Genomic DNA, 16,755 nt, shown 5'->3' on the forward strand with positions numbered 1-16,755 from the left:
CGGCTCCTCGGCCAATGTGTCTGGCCGAGAAAACGTGACCCCGATGCGGTAAGTTCCTACGGCCGCTGGAGAACCAGCGTCGCCCAGGCGTCGCGGTGGATGCGGCTGACCACCTTGAAGCCGCGCGACAGGTAGGCGGCCTTGACCATCCGCTCCTGGGTGCGCAGCAGGCCCGACAGGATGACCGTGCCGCCCGGGACGAGGGCGTGCTTGATGTCCTGCACCAGGCTGATCAGCGGACGGGCCAGGATATTGGCGAACACCAGGTCGTAGGGTGCGTTCTGGGCGACCAGGCGGTGACCCAGGCCCGAGGCATGGACGAAGCGGGCGTTGGCCTTGTTGACCTGGGCGTTTTCCTTGGCGATCCGCACGGACGGCTTGTCGATGTCGGTGCCGACGGCCAGCTTGGTGCCCGTGCGGGCGGCGGCGATGGCCAAGAGGCCCGTGCCGGCGCCGACGTCCAGCACCTTGTTGAACTTGCGGGCCTTGAGCAGGCGGTCATAGGCCTGCAGGCAGCCGACGGTGGTGCCGTGGTGACCCGTGCCGAAGGCCGCGCCGGCCTCGATGCGCAGGTTGACGGTGCTGGCCGGCAGGCGGCCGCGGTCGTGCATGCCGTAGACGAAGAACCGGCCGGCGCGCACCGGCGGCAGGCCCGACAGCGCCATGGCCAGCCAGTCGGCGTCGGCCAGGGTGTCGCGCACGACCTTCAGGTCGTACTCGGCCAGCAGGGCCATCAGGCCTTCGTCTTCTTCCTCGGTCGTCGGGAAGGCGTCGATGCGCCAGACGTTCTTGTCCTCGTCCTCTTCCAGGATCGAGTAGGTCGCGCCTTCCAGGCCGGGATGGTTGTCGATGGCGTCGGCGGCGGTCTCGGCTTCGACGCGCGTGCCGCGGGCGACGATCTGCTGGGGCGTGTAGTCGGTCATGCGCGCCTGTTAGCGTCAAAGGCGCGGAAAAGCGAGCCTTAGCGCGTGGTCATGCCGGCGGCGGCGACATCGGCGGCGTCGGCCAGCACCGTCGGGATCGGCTGCTGGGGCTTGCGATCCTCGGGCAGGGAGACGTTCAGGATGTCTCCGCGCTCCGAAGCCCAGTGCGGCGCATCGGCGGGCGGGGGCGGCGTCGCCGGGCCATGCTGGGCCGGGACGTAGGGCGGCACGTCCATCTCGGGCGGCGGCGCATAGGCAGGCTCGTCGTACGAGACCATCTGCACGGGCGGCGGCTGGCTCATCTTCAGGAAGTCGGTGCCGACCACATAGTCGGGCGTCTTGCCGGCCGGCCAGGAGACCGGCTCGGCCTGCGCCTCGTACGCGGCCATGACCGGTTCCATCTCGGGCGTGTAGCCGGCGTCCTGCGGTCCGGTTTTCATGGCGAGACCCGCCAGAATGCCGATGACGGCGCAGGCCGGCGCGCCATAGGCCACCGGGCGGGTGAGCGCGAAGCCCTTCAGCTGGGCCAGCATATGTTCGAGGCGGGCGTCCATGTCGGCATAGCGCGCGAGAGGCCGAAAAGGTTCGCGAGACTCGCCCTAGTCTGGCGCCGGAAGGGGATCCGCATGACCAAAGCCCGCCCGCTGCTGCGCGAGCGTCACAAGCACGAGCACGCCCGCGTCACCTATGTGGAGCTGTTCTTCGACCTCGTTTTCGTGTTCGCGGTGACCCAGCTGTCCCACGCGGTGCTGCATCATCCGACGCCGCTGGGCGTGCTGCATGCGGCCATGCTGCTGGCGGCGGTCTGGTGGGCCTGGGTCTGCACCTCCTGGATCACCAACTGGCTGGACCCCGAGCAGGTCCCGGTGCGGCTGATGATGTTCCTGCTAATGGCCGCGGGGCTGGTGCTGTCGGCCGCCATTCCCAATGCGTTCGAAGGCGGCGGGCTGGCCTTCGCCGGCGCCTATGCCTTCATCCAGGTGGGCCGCAGCCTGTTCTTCCTGATCAGCACATGGCGCGAGGCAGCGCACCGGGCGAACGTCGGCCGCATCACGGCCTGGGTGACGCTGTCGGCGGCGTTCTGGATCGCGGGCGGCCTGTTGCACGACGAGGCCCGCCTGATCGCCTGGGCTATCGCCATCGGCATCGACTACTTGTCGGCGCTGGTCGGGTTCTGGACGCCGGGGCTAGGGCGATCGGCCACCAGCGACTGGGTCGTCGAGGGCGGCCACCTGGCCGAGCGCACGGCGCTGTTCACGATCATAGCCCTGGGCGAGTCGATCATCGTCACCGGGGCCACGGTGGTCGGCATGCCCTGGACGCTTGAGACGGTTGCGGCCTTCGCCACGTCGCTGGTGGGCAGTATCGCCATGTGGTGGATCTACTTCTCGTTCACCGCCGAGGCGGCCAGCGAGGCCATCGCCGAGTCCGAGGATCCTGGCGCGATCGCGCGGCTGGCCTATACCTACAGCCACCTGATCCCGATCGCGGGGATCATCGTGGCGGCCGTGGGCGACGAGTGGGTGATCCACCACGCCCTAGGCCATACCGACCTCAAGACCGCCGCGGCCGTGATCGGCGGCCCGGCGCTGTTCCTGTTGGGCGTGCTGGTCTTCAAGCTGGCGGTGTTCAAGCGGTGGCCGCTGACGCGACTGGTCGGCTTGGGCCTGCTGGCGGCCCTGGTTCCGATCGCGGGGCATGTGAGCCCGCTGGTGCTGTCGATGTTGTCGACCCTGGCGCTGGTGGTGGTCGGCGCCTGGGAGACGGTGTTGGTCAGCCGATCTGGTCGATGACGATGTCACGCAGCTGAGCGCGGGTCAGGCCAGGCCAGACCCAGTCGGATTGAGCGGCGCGCGTCGGCGCGGTGTTGGTGCGGATAGAGGCAGTCTTGCGGGGCGCGCGCTTGGCGGCTTCGCGGGTAACAGTGGTTTTCATAAAATTCCAGACAGGGGTCGAGCGTATGCCGGACCCGATATTCCTTAAAGGGTGGAGATAAGTGCCCGGCAGCCGTTTGCGGCGATGGGCGATAGGAGCGCCGTGAGGTTCAGCTGTCTTGGGCTGAAGCGGTTGGCTGCTTCCTGAGTACCATATGGTTATCAGAATGTCGCGTTCAACCCCTGCGGCATCGGGGCGCGGGCGGCTGGCTCAGCACAGGCCCCCGCCTGACCTGCTTACGCAGGTCTGTCCGCCCCCAAGCGGGGCGGAGAGGGAAGGCGCTGCGCCTGCCGGGTTTCATCTCTCCTCCCCCTGCTGGGGGAGGGGGACCGGCGAAGCCGGTGGAGGGGCCTGCGCCGCCCTCAGGCCTTCTCGACAAAGCTGTCGATGACCTTCTTCTCGCCGGCCTTATCGAACGCCACCGTCAGCTTGTTGCCTTCGATGGAGCTCACCTGGCCGTAGCCGAACTTGACGTGGAACACGCGGTCGCCGCGGGAATAGGCGCTGTTGGTCGGGGCCGAGACCGCGACCAGGCGGCCTTCTCCTTCGATCGGGGCAGAGCGAGCCGACGAGCCGGAGCGCACGCCTTGTGGCCCGCGCCAGCCGGCGTTGCGTTCGCCAAACCCCGCCGTGCGTTCCTGGGCTCGCTTCCAGCCGGGGCTGTCATAGCTGCCAGCTTGGAAGGCCGACGTGCCGGGGTCATCCCAGCGCGAGGCGGCCGTCGACTGCATGCCGGGGCCGCCGCCGTAGTAGCCGGTCTCCGACGCCGCATCGACGTGCGCGATCGGCAGCTCGTCGACGAAGCGGCTGGGCAGCTGCGACGTCCAGCGGCCATAGACCTGCCGGTTGGCCACGAAGCTAATCCGGGCCTCTTCCCGCGCGCGGGTGATGCCGACATAGGCCAGGCGGCGCTCTTCCTCGAGGCCCTTTTCGCCCTTGTCGTCCATGCTGCGCTGGCTGGGGAACACGCCTTCTTCCCAGCCGGGCAGGAAGACCAGCGGGAACTCCAGGCCCTTGGCCGAGTGCAGGGTCATGATCCAGACGGCGTCGCCGGTGGCTTCGCGGTCCAGGTCCATGACCAGCGACACGTGCTCCAGATAGGCCTCCAGCGTGTCGAAGGCGCCCATCGACTGGACCAGTTCCTTCAGGTTTTCCAGCCGCGTCTGGCTGGTCGGGCCCTTGTCCAGGCGCAGGGCATCCGTATAGCCGCTCTCCTCCAGCACCATCTCCAGCAGGCGCTGGTGGTGGATGTTGCCGATCATCGAGCGCCAGCGGTCCAGGTCGCGGATGAAGTTCGACAGCGCGGTGCGGGTGCGGGCCGGCAGCTCGTCGCTGGCGATGATCTGACGAGCCGCTTCGACGGTCGAGACGCCGTTCAGGCGGGCGATCTGCAGCAGCTTCTGCACGCTGGTGTCGCCGATGCCGCGCTTGGGCGTGTTGACGATGCGCTCGAACGCCAAGTCGTCGTCGGGCGACTGGATCAGGCGCAGATAGGCGTGGGCGTCGCGGATCTCGGCGCGCTCGAAGAAGCGCGGGCCGCCGACCACCTTGTAGGGGATCTGCAGCAGCACGAACCGCTCTTCGAAGGCCCGCATCTGGAAGCTGGCGCGGACCAGGATGGCCATCTGGTTGTACTTGCGGCCGGCCTTCTTGGCGCGCTCGATCTCGTCGGCGATCATGCGGCTCTCGGCCTCGCCGTCCCAGACGCCGCTGACCTTGACCTTCTCGCCGCCCTTTGCCGGGGTCCACAGGGTCTTGCCAAGGCGCCCCTTGTTGGCGGTGATCAGGCCCGAGGCGGCGGCCAGGATGTGCTCGGTCGAGCGGTAGTTGCACTCCAGCCGCACGACCTTGGCGCCGGCGAAGTCGCGTTCGAAGCGCAGGATGTTGTCCACTTCAGCGCCGCGCCAGCCATAGATCGACTGGTCGTCGTCGCCGACGCAGCAGACGTTCTGGCGGCCTTGGGCCAGCAGGCGCAGCCACAGATACTGGGCGACGTTGGTGTCCTGGTACTCGTCGACCATCACGTATTTGAAACGACGCTGGAACTCGTCCAGCACGTCGGGATGGCCGGTGAACAGGGTGATGTTGTGCAGCAGCAGATCGCCGAAGTCGCAGGCGTTCAGGATGCGCAGGCGCTCCTGATATTGGCGGTACAGACTGATGCCCTTGCCGTTGGCGAACTCGCCGGCCTCGCTGGCCGGGACGCGGTCGGGCGTCCAGCCGCGGTTCTTCCAGTTGTCGATGATCTGCGACAGGATGCGCGGGGTCCAGCGCTTGGCGTCGATGTTCTCGGCCTCGATCAGCTGCTTGAGCAGCCGCTCGTTATCGTCGGTGTCGATGATCGTGTAGTTCGACTTCAGGCCCACCAGCTCGGCATGGCGGCGCAGGATCTGGGCGGCCACCGAGTGGAAGGTGCCCAGCCAGCGCAGGCCCTCGGCCTCCGGGCCGATGATGTGGGTGATCCGCTCGCGCAGCTCGCGCGCGGCCTTGTTGGTGAAAGTGACGGCCAGCAGCTCCCACGGGCGGGCGCGGCCCGAGGCCAGGATGTGGGCCAGGCGGGTGGTCAGCACCCGGGTCTTGCCGGTGCCGGCGCCGGCCAGGACCAGCAGCGGGCCTTCGGTCGTCTCGACCGCCTCGCGCTGTTCGGGATTCAGGCCGTCCAGATAGTTGGGCATGGCATGGCCGCCCGTCGGCGGTTGCGGCCGGGCCAGGTCGGAGATGCGCGGAGAGGGGAGGTCGCCCGGGAAACCGGCCGAGTCGTCATCGGGATACATGGGAACATATGTAGCACAAAGTGTGCGGGACTTAAGTCCCTCGCGACGGTCGAAGCGGAACCTCCGGCGTCGCGTACCGTTGATCCGCCAACAGCAACAGAGCCGAACAGGCGCGGAGACTCTCATGGCCGAAGGTACCAGCAGTGGCGGTGGCAACAGTGGCTTGGCGTTCATCGTAGGCGGACTTGTCGTCATCGTCGCGGTGCTCGCCTTCTTCATGATGTCGGGCGGCTTCACGCAGAAGAAGAAGGTCGACGTGAACATCTCGGCGTCGGCGCCCAAGCTGCCCGACGCGCCGAAGGCGCCGGGCGGCTGACATGGCCAGGACCCTCGCTCACAACGGACATACCCACCGAGGTGAAGGCGGCGGCGCCTGGGCGGCGCTGCTGGTCGTGGCGGTGCTGGTGCTGGCGGTCTGGGGCGCGTGGAAGCTGGGCGTCATGGCTGGCGACCGCGTCGACCTGCGCCAGGGCCTGCGGGATATTCCCTCTGCTCTGCGCAAGGGGCCTAACCCGCAGCCCGTTCCGATCCCGACGCAACGGCGTCCGGCGGTGGAGCAGCGCAGCTAAATCCTGTCATCCCGGGCGAAGACCCGGGAACCGCAACGGGCTCGGAGCTTCCGGCGGTCCCGGCTCGGCGCGCTTTGCGCTTGGCCGGGATGACAGTTATTGCGCGCTTGCCTTCACCAGCGCGAACACCCGACAGGCTGAGGCCAGCGGGCGCTCGCCGCGCTCCAGATCGATCTTTTGGATCAGGCCGGCCAGGCTCAGCGCCTGGTCTGTCGCCGCGCGTTCCAGCACCGCCCAAAACTCTGGCTCGAGCGCCAGGGAGGTCGCGTGGCCGGCCAGGTTCACTGACCGCTTCTTCAAACCAGCCATTTAACATCCATGCGGGGCCTCAGTCCTCGCGCTTGGCGCCGTCGAGGTCGCGCTTGAGCTTGTCGGCGCGGGCGGCGTCCAGGGTCTTCTCACCCTTTGTGCGGCCGAACTTGGCGCGGTTCTCGGCGGCGCGGGCCTTGTCGTCGGCTTTGGCCTTGGCCTTGCGGGCCTGGTTCAGATTGACGATGTCGGCCATACGCTTACGGGACTTTCTTCTTCGCTGCCGGACGGATCACCAGCGTCTCCTGCAGGCGTAGCGCTTCGTCCTTCTTCAGAACCAGCGGCGCGCGACCGGGGAAGACGCAGTTCTGCATCGAGCGGTCATTATACAGCATCCAACGCGTGATCGCCTGGCCGTTCGCCTTGCAGGCCAAACCCACCGCCCAGGCCGGTGAGGCCGCATCGGTCCAGGCAAAACCCATATTGGCTCCGGCGGTGATCGCCGAGCCGTTCGGGACGATGGCCTTGCCGCCGGACGAGAAGGCCAGCTTTTCGGGTTCGACCAGGCGGATCGAGAAGCCGCCGAAGCCGCGATCGTCCTCGCTGCCGCCCAGACCCAGGGCGTTGACGCGCGAGGTGATAATCGTGTCGAACTCCACGCGGCGCGAACCGGCCTTCAGCGGGCGGACGGTGACCCTGGTGGTCTCGGTGGCGACATAGACCAGTTCGGGCCCCGAATTGACCATCCAGTCGACATTGACCGTCAGGGTCCCGCCGCCCTCGGCGTCGCCCAGGAATTTCTTCTCGCGGACGAAATAGGTCAGGCCCTTCATGTACCAGCCGTCGGCGATGGTCTTGCCGTCGGACTGCACCTTCATCCAGGCCCACCAGACGCCGCGCTGGTGCGGGTGGTCGCCGGGCTTGTCCTCGGTCAGGGCCGTACCGTCGGGGGCGTAGAGCTGCCCGACATAGTTGGCGCGACCGGGCTCGGCGGCGGGATCCAGCGGCTTGGTGCGATAGACCAGCACGGTCTTTCCGGCCTCGGTCAGGGTCACCGCGTCATCGGCGAAGACGGCGTCGACGCGCTTGCCGATCGCCGGATCCGCCAGGACAGGACCGGCGATCAGGAACAGGGCGGCGGTGAGAAGGGCGCGCAAGCGCATGGCTCGGTCCTCGGAAGCTTCAGAACGTATCAAGAACAATCCATGCGTGCATGGCAAGCTGAAACTTCACTGGAGACGTGGCCGTTTGATGTCGCGAGAGACCACGGGGGTCTCGCTCTATTCCAGGAGACGACGGATGATCGACCTCTCGCAGATCAAGGAACACCAGGAAGTCGTCGGCTCGGACGGCGGCCACGTCGGCCGCGTGGACCATATCGCCAACGGCGAGATCGAGCTGGCCAAGCTGGACCTGGGCGGCGGCTTCAAGCACCACCTGATCCCGCTGTCCTGGGTGGAATATATCGACGACGACAAGGTGCACCTGGCCCTGACCAAGGACGACGCCAAGGCCCAGTGGCGCGAGAAGCACTAGGCGCCGCACATGCGTTGATCTTGAAAGGCCTCCGCCCTCGGGACGGGGGCCTTTTGCTTGACCGTTCCGCAGAAGCAGCCGCCTATCCGCGGCCATCAGCGCGGAGGGTCTTGCATGTACACGCTCTATGGTTCGCCCAGCACGGCCGGCACGGCCATCCACTGGATGCTGCTGGAGCTGAACGTCCCGTTCGAGGCCCGCCTGCTGGACTTCGACAAGGCCGAGCACAAGACGCCGGAATATCTGGCGCTGAACCCCGACGGCGTGGTGCCGACCCTGATCATCGACGGCGCGCCGGTCACCCAGATGGCGGGCATCGCGACCCTGCTGGCCGAACGCCACCCCGAGGCCGGCTTCGCGCCGCCGCTAGGCTCGGTCGAGCGGGCCGAATATCTGAGCTGGACCCTTTGGCTGGCCAACAGCTTCCAGCCCAACTTCCGCGCCTGGTTCTATCCGCACGAACCTGCGGGCGGGGAAGCGCAGGAAGCCGTGCAGGCCGCGGCTCGCGAACGGATCGAGGCCGGGCTGGCGCGGATGGACGCGCGGCTGGCCGACCGCGAGTACCTGGTCGGCGAGCACTTCACGACCGTGGACCTGCTGGCCACGATCCTGTGCCGCTGGACCCGCAACATGCCCAAGCCGGCGACAGCCTGGCCGAACCTGAAGCGCTATCTCGACACGATCCGCCAGCGCCCGGCGCTGCGCGAGGTCCACGCCCGCGAAGGGCTTACGGACTGGATCAACGGCTGTAACTAAAAAGGCCCGGGATGAACCCGGGCCTTTTCAATTCAGAGGCTTGAAGCCGCTTACTTCACGCTGGCGCAGAAGCGCTGGATGCGCTGGCAGGCGTCTTCCAGCACGTCGCTGCTGGTGGCGTAGCTGATGCGGAAGAACGGCGACAGGCCGAAGGCCGCGCCGTGCACGACCGCCACGCCCTCGGCTTCCAACAGTTCGCCGGCGAAGTCCTCGTCGCTCTCGATGACCTTGCCCGAGGGCGCGGTCTTGCCGATCAGGCCGGCGCACGAGGGATAGACATAGAAAGCGCCTTCCGGCGTCGGGCAGTTCAGGCCCTGGGCCTGGTTCAGCATCGACACGACCAAGTCGCGGCGCTCCTGGAACAGCTTGGCGTTCGGCTTGATGAAGTCCTGCGTGCCGTTCAGCGCCTCGAGCGCCGCCCATTGTGAGATCGAGCAGGGGTTCGAGGTCGTCTGGCTGATCATCTTGCCCATGGCCTTGATCAGCGCTTCGGGGCCTGCGGCGTAGCCGATGCGCCAGCCGGTCATCGAATAGCCCTTCGAGACGCCGTTCATCGTCAGGGTGCGGTCATAGAGCTTAGGCTCGACCTGGGCGATGGTGGTGAACTCGAAGTCGTCGAACACCAGGTGCTCGTACATGTCGTCGGTCAGCACCCACACCTGCGGATGGCGCAGCAGGACGTCGGCGATGGCCTGCAGCTCTTCGCGCTTGTAGGCGCCGCCCGACGGGTTGGACGGGCTGTTGATGATCAGCCACTTGGTCTTGGGCGTGATCGCCGCTTCCAGGGCTTCCGGCGTGATCTTGAAGCCACTCTCGGCGGTGGTCTCGACAGAGACCGGGGTGCCGCCGGCCAGCAGGGTCATGTCGGGATACGACACCCAGTACGGCGCGGGGATGATCACTTCGTCGCCCGGGTTCAGGGTGGCGACCAGGGCGTTGAAGATTACCGGCTTGCCGCCCGGGGCGACGTGCACCTGGCTCGGCTTGTACTCCAGGCCGTTCTCGCGCTTGAACTTGGCGCAGATGGCGGCCTTCAGCTCGGGCATGCCGTCCGGGTCGGTATACTTAGTTTTTCCCGCCTTGATCGCGTCGATGGCGGCATTCTTGATATTGTCCGGCGTGTCGAAGTCAGGCTCACCCGCGGAAAGGGCGATCACGTCACGACCGGCGGCTTTCAGCGCGCGCGCCTTGGCGCTGATGGCGATGGTGGCCGACGGTGCGATGCGCCGCAGGGCGGCGGACTCGAGCGACATCTTGCAGAACTCCCCTGGAGTGGCTTGGTCCGCTGGAAGGACCGTTTCAGGATTGCGGCGGTCTTTACGCTCCCGCTGGCCATGGCGCAACGCAGCAAGACGGCCTCCAAGACATTTTGGCGACGCTTTCGGGGACCGACGTTCTTGCGCGCCGCCAACCTCCAAGATACCGCTAACATCTGTAGGGCGACCTCCGGCGAACGGAGGCGACCCTCGGGGGAAACGCAAGGCCGCGATGACGGCCAAAGGGGGAGGGAAACCACCGTGAAGACCAAGATTCTGTATTTCGCCCTGGCCGTCGTGGCCTTGGCGCTGGGCGCGGCCTCGTCGGGCTTTGCCCAGTCGGGCGACGGCGACATCCTGCAGAAGGCGATCAACAAGCCGTCGGCCAACTGGCAGGTCTATGGTCCCGACCAGAAGACCAGTCCGGTCAAGGACAAGACCGTCGCGGGCGGGGGCGGCATGAAGGTCGAGGTCCAGAAAGCCAGCGCCAATCCGTGGGAGGTCGGCGCCCAGCAGCCGATCACGGGCAAGGTCAGCAAGAACGATGTGATCCTGATCGCCTTCTGGGCCAAGGCCGAGGCGGTCGACGGCGGCGCGGCCGAGGCCAACCTGTCGGCGGTGCGTGTCCAGCAGCCCGCCGCGCCCTATGACGCGGCGGTGCAGGGTTCGGCCAAGATCAGCGGCGCGGAGTGGAAGATGTACACCGTGCCCGGCCGGGCCTCGATGGACATCCCGGCCGGCGGCGCGAACGTTTCGCTGCACCTGGGCTCGGCCAAGCAGACGGTGTTTCTGGGGCCGGTGTTCGTACTGGACTTCGGGCCGGACTACGACCTGAAGAAACTGGCGCAATAAGGCCTAGTCGCGCGCCCGGATCACGGACGCGAAGCTCGCCAGGTGACGCGCGATCGCCTGGCGGGTGCGTTCGTCGATCAGCTTGCCGTTCTCGAACTTGGTGTGGGCCTGGCCTACCAGGATGTCGCTGAGCGGGGCCAGGTCCGCGCCGGCGCGCTTGAGGTTCAGGCGCAGGGCGTCCTGGGCGCGGACGGTGCCGGTCATCCCGGGGCTGGCGCCCAGCGCGCACGCGATCTTGCCGTCCAGTGGGGCGGGCTTGCCGCGCGAGGCCCAGTCGATGGCGTTCTTCAGTACCGCCGTCAGGCCGCCGTTGTATTCGGGACAGGCGATCAGCAGGCCGTCGGCCGCGCGCACGGCGTCCTTCCAGGCGGCGACCGGGGCCGGGTCGCCCTGTTCCTCGACGTCCTGGTTGAAGAACGGCAGGTCGCCCAAGCCGAAGATCTCGATCGTCATCTCTTCCGGCGCCAGTTCGCGGGCGGCGTGGAGCAGGGCGGTGTTGTACGAGGCGGCGCGCAGGCTGCCGGAGGCGGCGAGAATCTTCATTGTGGCTCCGTCGCTGAGGCGGCGACCCTAGTCAGGCCGGGCTTCGCGCGGAAGGCGGGAATGGTCGAGCAGCGTTATCCCGCCAGGGCGGCTGGCATGGCAGGCTGCTGGCCGTCCAGGTTGGTCTCGACGAAGGCCCAGAGCAGCTCCATGTCGCGACCCGCGGGTCCGGCCTTCTCCCACTCGGCCACGCAGCGGCCCTGGGCCATGGCCTTCTGGAAGGCATCGCGCGAGCGCAGGCCATGCGGCGCCAAGGGCAAGCCGCAGAGATGCAGCACCTCGAGGATGTCGGGGCTGGCCGTCGGAGTGGCGTCGGGCTTGCTGGTGTGGATCTGGTTCAGCACCAGGAAGCCGCCCTTGCCCAGCCGCCGCACGGCCTCGGCGGTGCGCACAATCGGCGCCAGGTCCAGGAACGAGGGGCGTCCGACCACCAGGCACAGGTCGGTCAGGTTCACCGCCTGCGCGACGTCGCCCTCGCACGCGGACGGTGTGTCGATGATCAGATAGTCGTAGCCCTCGCGCATGGCGTTCGACTTGACGTGAAACAGCTTGCCGCCGCCGCCTTCGAACACGCTCGGGCCCGGGGCTGTGCGCGCCTTTAGGGCGTCCGACGCCGACCTTTGTGGATCGATATCGGCCAGCATGACCTTGCGACCAGCCAGAAAGGCCATCAAGGCCAAGTTCACGGCCAGTGTCGTCTTGCCCGACCCGCCCTTGCGGGAAAGCACCGTAATCGTCTTCACGGCACGCTCACTCCGTCCCCCGTCTCGCGACTTCTAAGGGTCGCAAGACCACCGACGGCGATGATTGTTATGGTGAAGGTGTAAACAGAAACTCAATCTGGGGATTTATTGGCGCTGGTTTCGCGCGACTTTGCGGCGTCCTGCGAAATCTCAGGGCAGGCGGCTTAGCCGGCGCGGGCCTTGATGTCTTCCTGGCCCAGCAGCATCGGAGCGATCAGGTCCCACAGGCGCGAGATCTCCTCGGCGGCGGCGCTGCCGGGCTCCCACTCGCACACCGAACGACCATGGGCGACCGACTGCTGGAAGGCGGTGCGGGCGCGCAAGCCGATGGGGGCCAGGGGCATGCCGGTGAAGCGCAGGGCTTCGGCGGCCTTTAGCACGGCCGGCGGCTCGAAGCCGTTGCGGCGCGACGGGGCCTGGCTCAGCACGATCAGGCCCTTCTTGCCCAGGCGGCGGACGGCCTCGGCCGAGCGCACCACCGAGGCGATGTCCAGGAAGGTCGGGCGGCAGACCAGGACGCACAGGTCGGCGCAGTTGATCGCCTGCAAGCCGTCGGCCTCGGGCGCGGCGGGGGTGTCGATGACCAGGGCGTCGTAATTGCCGTGCTGGGCCTGGACCTGGGTCGAGAACAGCTTGCCGGCGTTGATCTCGGACAGCACCGGACCATCGCCAGTGCGAGCCCGCAGGGAGTCCGATGCCGAGCGCTGAGGGTCGATGTCAGCCAGCATGGTCCGAAGGCCGGCCAGGTGGGCCGTGATGGCCAGGTTGACCGAAAGCGTCGTCTTGCCGGCGCCGCCCTTGCGGGAGATCACAGCCAGGGTCTTCACGATCAAACTCCTTACCAGGCCAAGGTTTTCTGCCCTTGCAGCCTGTGGATAAGTAACGCTGTCATGTGAAGCCCACGCAACCGAAATGTCGCGGCAGGCGAATCATGTCGTCCCCGGATCGCGTTTCGGGGCGGTGGTCCGAAAAACGCCTCGTTCTCCAGCAGATGTCCGCCGCCGTTAGCTGCGGCGCCGCTTGACCCCGACCGGCGCCTGCGCGAGGAGGGGCCGTGATCCGCCGCATACTCGACTTCGTCACCAATATGGACGCCCGCGCCTGGCGCACGGTGGCGGTCTCGTTCGTGCTGTTCGGCGGGGTGGGCGTGGTCTTCCTGTTCGGCGCGCAGCTCTTGGGCGTGAACGGCGAGGCGGCTGTCGAGCACTGGCTGGGCGCGGCCAGCGGGCCGTGGGCCCTACCGGCGGCCGTGGCGGCTTTCGCGGTCATGGCCTTCCTCGGCGTCCCGCAGTTCGTGCTGATCGCCGCGGCGGTGGTCGCCTTCGGGCCGTGGACAGGTTTCGCCTACAGCTGGATCGGCACCCTGGTGTCATCGCTGGTCGGCTTCTGGCTGGGCCGGGCCTATGGGGCCAGGATCCTGCGCGACTTCGCGGGCGAGGGCGTCAACAAGTTCATGCGGATGATCGGCAAGAACGGCTTCATGGCCAGCCTGATCGTGCGCCTGGTGCCTTCGGCGCCGTTCATCGTCGTCAACATGGCCGCCGGCGTCACGCCGATGAAGCTGCGCGACTTCGCGGCCGGCACGGCCATCGGCATCGTGCCGAAGATCGCCCTGACCGCCTTCGCCGGCAATTCGATCGTCCAGGCGATGAAGGGCGGCGGCAAGCAGCACATCGTCATGATCGCCCTGGCCATCGTGATCTGGCTGGCCATGGGCCTGGTCAGCCGCGCCTGGCTCAAGAAGCGTGAGGCGGCGGAAGAGGCGGAGGGCTGAGGTCAGCCGCCGCATAGGTGGCTTCGCGCCACGCCTTCACGATCTCGCCGAACCAGCGCGTGCGGGTTTCGTCATCCATGCCGTCGGTCTCCTCGACCCCCGCGGCCCAGGCTTCGATCACGAACGGCATGAAGGTGCGGGCGGCGTGGCGGCATGTGGCTCGCTGCGCCTCTGACGCGCCAGGCGTGGGGGCCACGAACGGTTCGATCAGTTTGGTCAGTAGCGCTTCCAGGGCTTCCCGCCAGGCCAGGGCCTCAGGCGCGCCCCTCGCGTCTCGCAGGAGTAGGAGCGCCAGCTTGGGATTGCTTCGCGACAGGGTCACCAGCCTCGCGATGCTGGAGCCATAGCCGCCCCAGGGACGGCCAGCGTCAGCCTCTATCCTCGCAAGGATGTCGGCGAACAGGGCGTCGATGATGCTCTGGCGCGAGGGATAGAGCCGATAGATCAGGATCTTGGCCACGCCCATGCGGTCGGCGACGTCCTGCATGGTGGCGACCTGCAGGCCCTTTTCCGCGAACACCTGGACAGCGGCCTCCAGTACCGCCAGGCCCCGCGCGGCCTTGTCGACACGCGGCTTGGGCTGGCCGGGACGGCCTCTCGGAACGGAAACCTTCGTGCTCGTGCTCATCGGTGCTATGTAGAATGAAACTATAAAGTTTCAAATAGCGGGAGGGTGGTATGCGTAAGGGCATGATGGCGGCCAGCGTCTTGGTTCTGGCGATGGTCGCGGGCGGCGCGCGGGCAGGGGATCCGGCCAGCGCGATCACGGCCGACAAGCAGAAGGCCTTCGCCGCGACCTTGCCGATGGCCGACCGCCAGGACTTCGACTTCGCCGACCAGGGTTTCCTGGGCACGCTCGCCGATCCGCTGATCAAGCGCGACGACGGCCAGCCGGCCTGGAACCTGGCAGCCTACGACTTCCTCAAGGGCCAGGCGCCAGCGACCGTGAACCCCAGCCTGTGGCGGCAGGCGCAACTGCTGTCCAAGCACGGGCTCTTCCAGGTGAGCGACCGCGTGTATCAGGTGCGCGGCTTCGACATCTCCAACATCACCTTCGTGCGCGGCGACACCGGCTGGATCGTCATCGACCCGCTGACCATGAAGGAGACGGCCAAGGCCGCGCTGGACCTGGTCAACGACAAGCTGGGCAAGCTGCCGGTCAAGGCGGTGGTCTACACCCACAGCCACAGCGACCACTTCGGCGGCGTGCGCGGGGTGGTGGACGAGGCCGACGTCAAGGCGGGCAGGGTCGCGATCGTCGCCCCCAAGGGCTTCATGGAGGAGGTCGCCGCCGAGAACATCCTGGCTGGCAACGCCATGAGCCGCCGGGCCCAGTACCAGTTCGGCATCATGCTGCCGCCGGGTGTCGAGGGGCAGATCACCTCCGGGATCGGCCAGACCATCGCCCGAGGCTCGATCACCCTGATCCCGCCGACCGTGATCGTCGACCACACCGGCCAGGAACTGACCCTGGACGGCGTGAAGGTGCGTTTCCAGTACACGCCCTCGACCGAGGCCCCGGCCGAGATGAACCTCTATTTCCCGGACCTGCGCATCCTGGACATGGCCGAGAACGCCAATGTCTCGATGCACAATATTCTTACGCCGCGTGGAGCCTTGGTCCGCGACAGCAAGGCCTGGGCCGATGACCTGACCGAGTCCCTGCGGCTGTTCGGCGACGTCTCCGACACCATGATCACCAGCCACGGCTGGCCGCGCTTCGGCGGGGCGGTGGTGCGCGACTTCCTGGCCGATCACCGCGACGCCTATAAGTATCTGCACGACCAGACGGTGCGGATGATGAACCTCGGCATGACCGGGGACGAGATCGCCGCCAGGATCGAGCTGCCGCCGACCTTGTCCAAGGAGTGGTTCAACCGCGGCTATTACGGCTCGATGAGCTTCAACAGCCGGGCGGTCTATCAGCGCTATATGGGCTGGTACGACGCCAACCCGGCTCACCTGGTCCCCGCGCCGCCCGTCGACGCCGGCCGCCGCTATGTCGCGGCCATGGGCGGAGCGGCCAAGGTCAAGGCGATGGCCAAGGAGGCGACGGGGAAGGGCGACTATGCCTGGGCGGCGGCACTGCTGAACCATGCGGTCATGGCCGATGACGCCGACAGGGAGGCCAAGGCGATGCTGGCCGGCGTCTACGACCAGCTGGGCTACCAGACCGAGAACAGCCTGTGGCGCAACATCTACCTGACCGGCGCCGACGAACTGCGGGGCGGGGTGCGCAAGCTGCCGGCCTCGATGACGCCGATGGACATGCTGGCGGCCCTGGACAGCGCCATGATCTTCGACGTGCTGTCGGTGCGCCTGAACCCCGACAAGGCCAAGGACGCCCACCTGCGGATCGTCTTCGTCTTCCCGGATCGGAACGAACGCTTCCTGGTCGAGGTGCGCAATGGCGTGCTGGTCGCCCAGCCTTCGGCGGGGGAGGAAAAAGCCGACGCAACCCTGACGGTGGCGCGGCCGGTTTTCCTGGACTCGCTCTTCACCGGCAAGTCGCTGGTCCCGAAAATCCTGACCGGGGAGGTCAAGCTTGAGGGCGATCGCGCGGCGATGGGGCGGATGACGGGTTGGTTTGACGCTTTCCCGACCGACTTCCCGATCGTAACTCGCCCCAATTAACCCTCGAAGGTGGGAAATATTTGCGCCGGCTGCGGCCGATTGGACCGTCGGCGCAAATTGCTTGCTCGATTCTGGGCTGCTGTGTAGAAAGTGCGCCATGACCGTCGCGCGCAAGCTGCTTCCGCTTCTGCTTACCAGCCCCTGGGCGCTCTAGGGGCCGCGCATCGTCGTGGCCGGGCGCACAGGGGACAGTGAACCCGCAGCCCGCACG

General features: G+C 67.3%; 20 protein-coding genes. 8 read left to right on the forward strand and 12 right to left on the reverse strand.

Annotation, left to right across the window (positions count from 1 at the left end):
* Positions 1–56: 56 nt before the first annotated feature.
* Together J7528_RS01170 and J7528_RS01175 are read right to left on the reverse strand one after the other, a co-directional pair.
* Positions 57–923, reverse strand: coding sequence for a 50S ribosomal protein L11 methyltransferase (locus J7528_RS01170; RefSeq protein ID WP_291870518.1), 867 nt, complete (start codon positions 921–923; stop codon positions 57–59).
* 38 nt (positions 924–961) lie between these two features.
* Positions 962–1,477, reverse strand: coding sequence for a hypothetical protein (locus tag J7528_RS01175; protein ID WP_291870519.1), 516 nt, complete (start codon positions 1,475–1,477; stop codon positions 962–964).
* A 72-nt stretch (positions 1,478–1,549) separates the two neighbouring features.
* On the opposite strand from J7528_RS01175, the gene J7528_RS01180 reads away from it, so the two are divergent.
* On the forward strand, positions 1,550–2,716 hold the full coding sequence (locus J7528_RS01180; protein WP_291870521.1) for a low temperature requirement protein A: 1,167 nt from the start codon (positions 1,550–1,552) through the stop codon (positions 2,714–2,716).
* On the opposite strand, the gene J7528_RS01185 is transcribed toward J7528_RS01180, so the two are convergent.
* Together J7528_RS01185 and J7528_RS01190 are read right to left on the reverse strand one after the other, a co-directional pair.
* The gene (locus J7528_RS01185; RefSeq protein WP_291870523.1) at positions 2,697–2,858 is read right to left on the reverse strand and encodes a hypothetical protein; all 162 of its coding nucleotides are present in this window, start codon (positions 2,856–2,858) and stop codon (positions 2,697–2,699) included. The two genes, J7528_RS01180 and J7528_RS01185, sit on opposite strands and share 20 nt — an antisense overlap.
* Before the next feature lie 362 nt (positions 2,859–3,220).
* Positions 3,221–5,632, reverse strand: a complete 2,412-nt coding sequence (locus tag J7528_RS01190) for a DUF3553 domain-containing protein (protein WP_291870525.1) — start codon at positions 5,630–5,632, stop codon at positions 3,221–3,223.
* A gap of 124 nt (positions 5,633–5,756) precedes the next feature.
* Between J7528_RS01190 and J7528_RS01195 the strand changes: the two genes are divergently transcribed.
* Both J7528_RS01195 and J7528_RS01200 read left to right on the forward strand, forming a co-directional pair.
* Entirely contained in the window at positions 5,757–5,948 is a 192-nt protein-coding gene (locus J7528_RS01195) for a hypothetical protein (protein ID WP_291870528.1), read from the forward strand.
* 1 nt (position 5,949) lies between these two features.
* Positions 5,950–6,201: a hypothetical protein gene (locus J7528_RS01200; RefSeq protein WP_291870530.1), complete on the forward strand. Its 252-nt coding sequence runs from the start codon at positions 5,950–5,952 to the stop codon at positions 6,199–6,201.
* A 96-nt stretch (positions 6,202–6,297) separates the two neighbouring features.
* Here J7528_RS01200 and J7528_RS01205 read toward each other — a convergent pair whose 3' ends face one another.
* Genes J7528_RS01205 through J7528_RS01215 form a run of 3 tightly spaced genes read right to left on the reverse strand, consistent with a single transcriptional unit; the run spans position 6,298 to position 7,613 of the window.
* Positions 6,298–6,510 (reverse strand): ribbon-helix-helix domain-containing protein, encoded by a 213-nt coding sequence (locus J7528_RS01205; RefSeq protein ID WP_291870532.1) that lies wholly within the window; start codon positions 6,508–6,510, stop codon positions 6,298–6,300.
* A gap of 19 nt (positions 6,511–6,529) precedes the next feature.
* The gene (locus tag J7528_RS01210; RefSeq protein ID WP_125156583.1) at positions 6,530–6,706 is read right to left on the reverse strand and encodes a DUF4169 family protein; all 177 of its coding nucleotides are present in this window, start codon (positions 6,704–6,706) and stop codon (positions 6,530–6,532) included.
* 4 nt (positions 6,707–6,710) lie between these two features.
* The gene (locus tag J7528_RS01215) at positions 6,711–7,613 is read right to left on the reverse strand and encodes a DUF6807 family protein (RefSeq protein WP_291870537.1); all 903 of its coding nucleotides are present in this window, start codon (positions 7,611–7,613) and stop codon (positions 6,711–6,713) included.
* Between the two features lie 136 nt (positions 7,614–7,749).
* Between J7528_RS01215 and J7528_RS01220 the strand changes: the two genes are divergently transcribed.
* Positions 7,750–7,986: a DUF2171 domain-containing protein gene (locus J7528_RS01220; protein WP_291870538.1), complete on the forward strand. Its 237-nt coding sequence runs from the start codon at positions 7,750–7,752 to the stop codon at positions 7,984–7,986.
* Positions 7,987–8,100: 114 nt separating this feature from the next.
* Entirely contained in the window at positions 8,101–8,742 is a 642-nt protein-coding gene (locus J7528_RS01225) for a glutathione S-transferase family protein (protein ID WP_291870540.1), read from the forward strand.
* Between the two features lie 50 nt (positions 8,743–8,792).
* Here J7528_RS01225 and J7528_RS01230 read toward each other — a convergent pair whose 3' ends face one another.
* Positions 8,793–9,995, reverse strand: coding sequence for a pyridoxal phosphate-dependent aminotransferase (locus tag J7528_RS01230; RefSeq protein ID WP_291870542.1), 1,203 nt, complete (start codon positions 9,993–9,995; stop codon positions 8,793–8,795).
* Between the two features lie 264 nt (positions 9,996–10,259).
* Between J7528_RS01230 and J7528_RS01235 the strand changes: the two genes are divergently transcribed.
* Positions 10,260–10,850 carry a hypothetical protein gene (locus tag J7528_RS01235; protein WP_291870544.1) on the forward strand — a complete coding sequence of 197 codons (591 nt, stop codon included), beginning with the start codon at positions 10,260–10,262 and terminating at the stop codon, positions 10,848–10,850.
* Between the two features lie 3 nt (positions 10,851–10,853).
* Here J7528_RS01235 and J7528_RS01240 read toward each other — a convergent pair whose 3' ends face one another.
* The 3 genes from J7528_RS01240 to J7528_RS01250 all read right to left on the reverse strand — a co-directional run bounded on the left by J7528_RS01240 (position 10,854) and on the right by J7528_RS01250 (position 12,963).
* A complete protein-coding gene (locus tag J7528_RS01240; RefSeq protein ID WP_291870546.1) occupies positions 10,854–11,393 on the reverse strand; it encodes an NADPH-dependent FMN reductase in 540 nt (179 codons plus the stop codon).
* 74 nt (positions 11,394–11,467) lie between these two features.
* Positions 11,468–12,136, reverse strand: coding sequence for an AAA family ATPase (locus J7528_RS01245; RefSeq protein WP_291870548.1), 669 nt, complete (start codon positions 12,134–12,136; stop codon positions 11,468–11,470).
* Between the two features lie 164 nt (positions 12,137–12,300).
* Positions 12,301–12,963: a ParA family protein gene (locus J7528_RS01250; RefSeq protein WP_291870550.1), complete on the reverse strand. Its 663-nt coding sequence runs from the start codon at positions 12,961–12,963 to the stop codon at positions 12,301–12,303.
* 227 nt (positions 12,964–13,190) lie between these two features.
* Here J7528_RS01250 and J7528_RS01255 point away from each other — a divergent pair, with 227 nt between their 5' ends.
* Positions 13,191–13,910, forward strand: coding sequence for a TVP38/TMEM64 family protein (locus J7528_RS01255; protein WP_291870552.1), 720 nt, complete (start codon positions 13,191–13,193; stop codon positions 13,908–13,910).
* Here the strand turns inward: J7528_RS01255 and J7528_RS01260 are convergent.
* Positions 13,873–14,547 carry a TetR/AcrR family transcriptional regulator gene (locus tag J7528_RS01260; protein WP_291871290.1) on the reverse strand — a complete coding sequence of 225 codons (675 nt, stop codon included), beginning with the start codon at positions 14,545–14,547 and terminating at the stop codon, positions 13,873–13,875. The genes J7528_RS01255 and J7528_RS01260 overlap by 38 nt on opposite strands.
* Before the next feature lie 41 nt (positions 14,548–14,588).
* On the opposite strand from J7528_RS01260, the gene J7528_RS01265 reads away from it, so the two are divergent.
* Positions 14,589–16,544: an alkyl sulfatase dimerization domain-containing protein gene (locus tag J7528_RS01265; RefSeq protein ID WP_291870554.1), complete on the forward strand. Its 1,956-nt coding sequence runs from the start codon at positions 14,589–14,591 to the stop codon at positions 16,542–16,544.
* Positions 16,545–16,755: the final 211 nt, after the last annotated feature.

The organism is Caulobacter sp., assembly GCF_017744445.1.
In the GTDB taxonomy this organism is placed as follows: Bacteria; Pseudomonadota; Alphaproteobacteria; order Caulobacterales; family Caulobacteraceae; genus Caulobacter.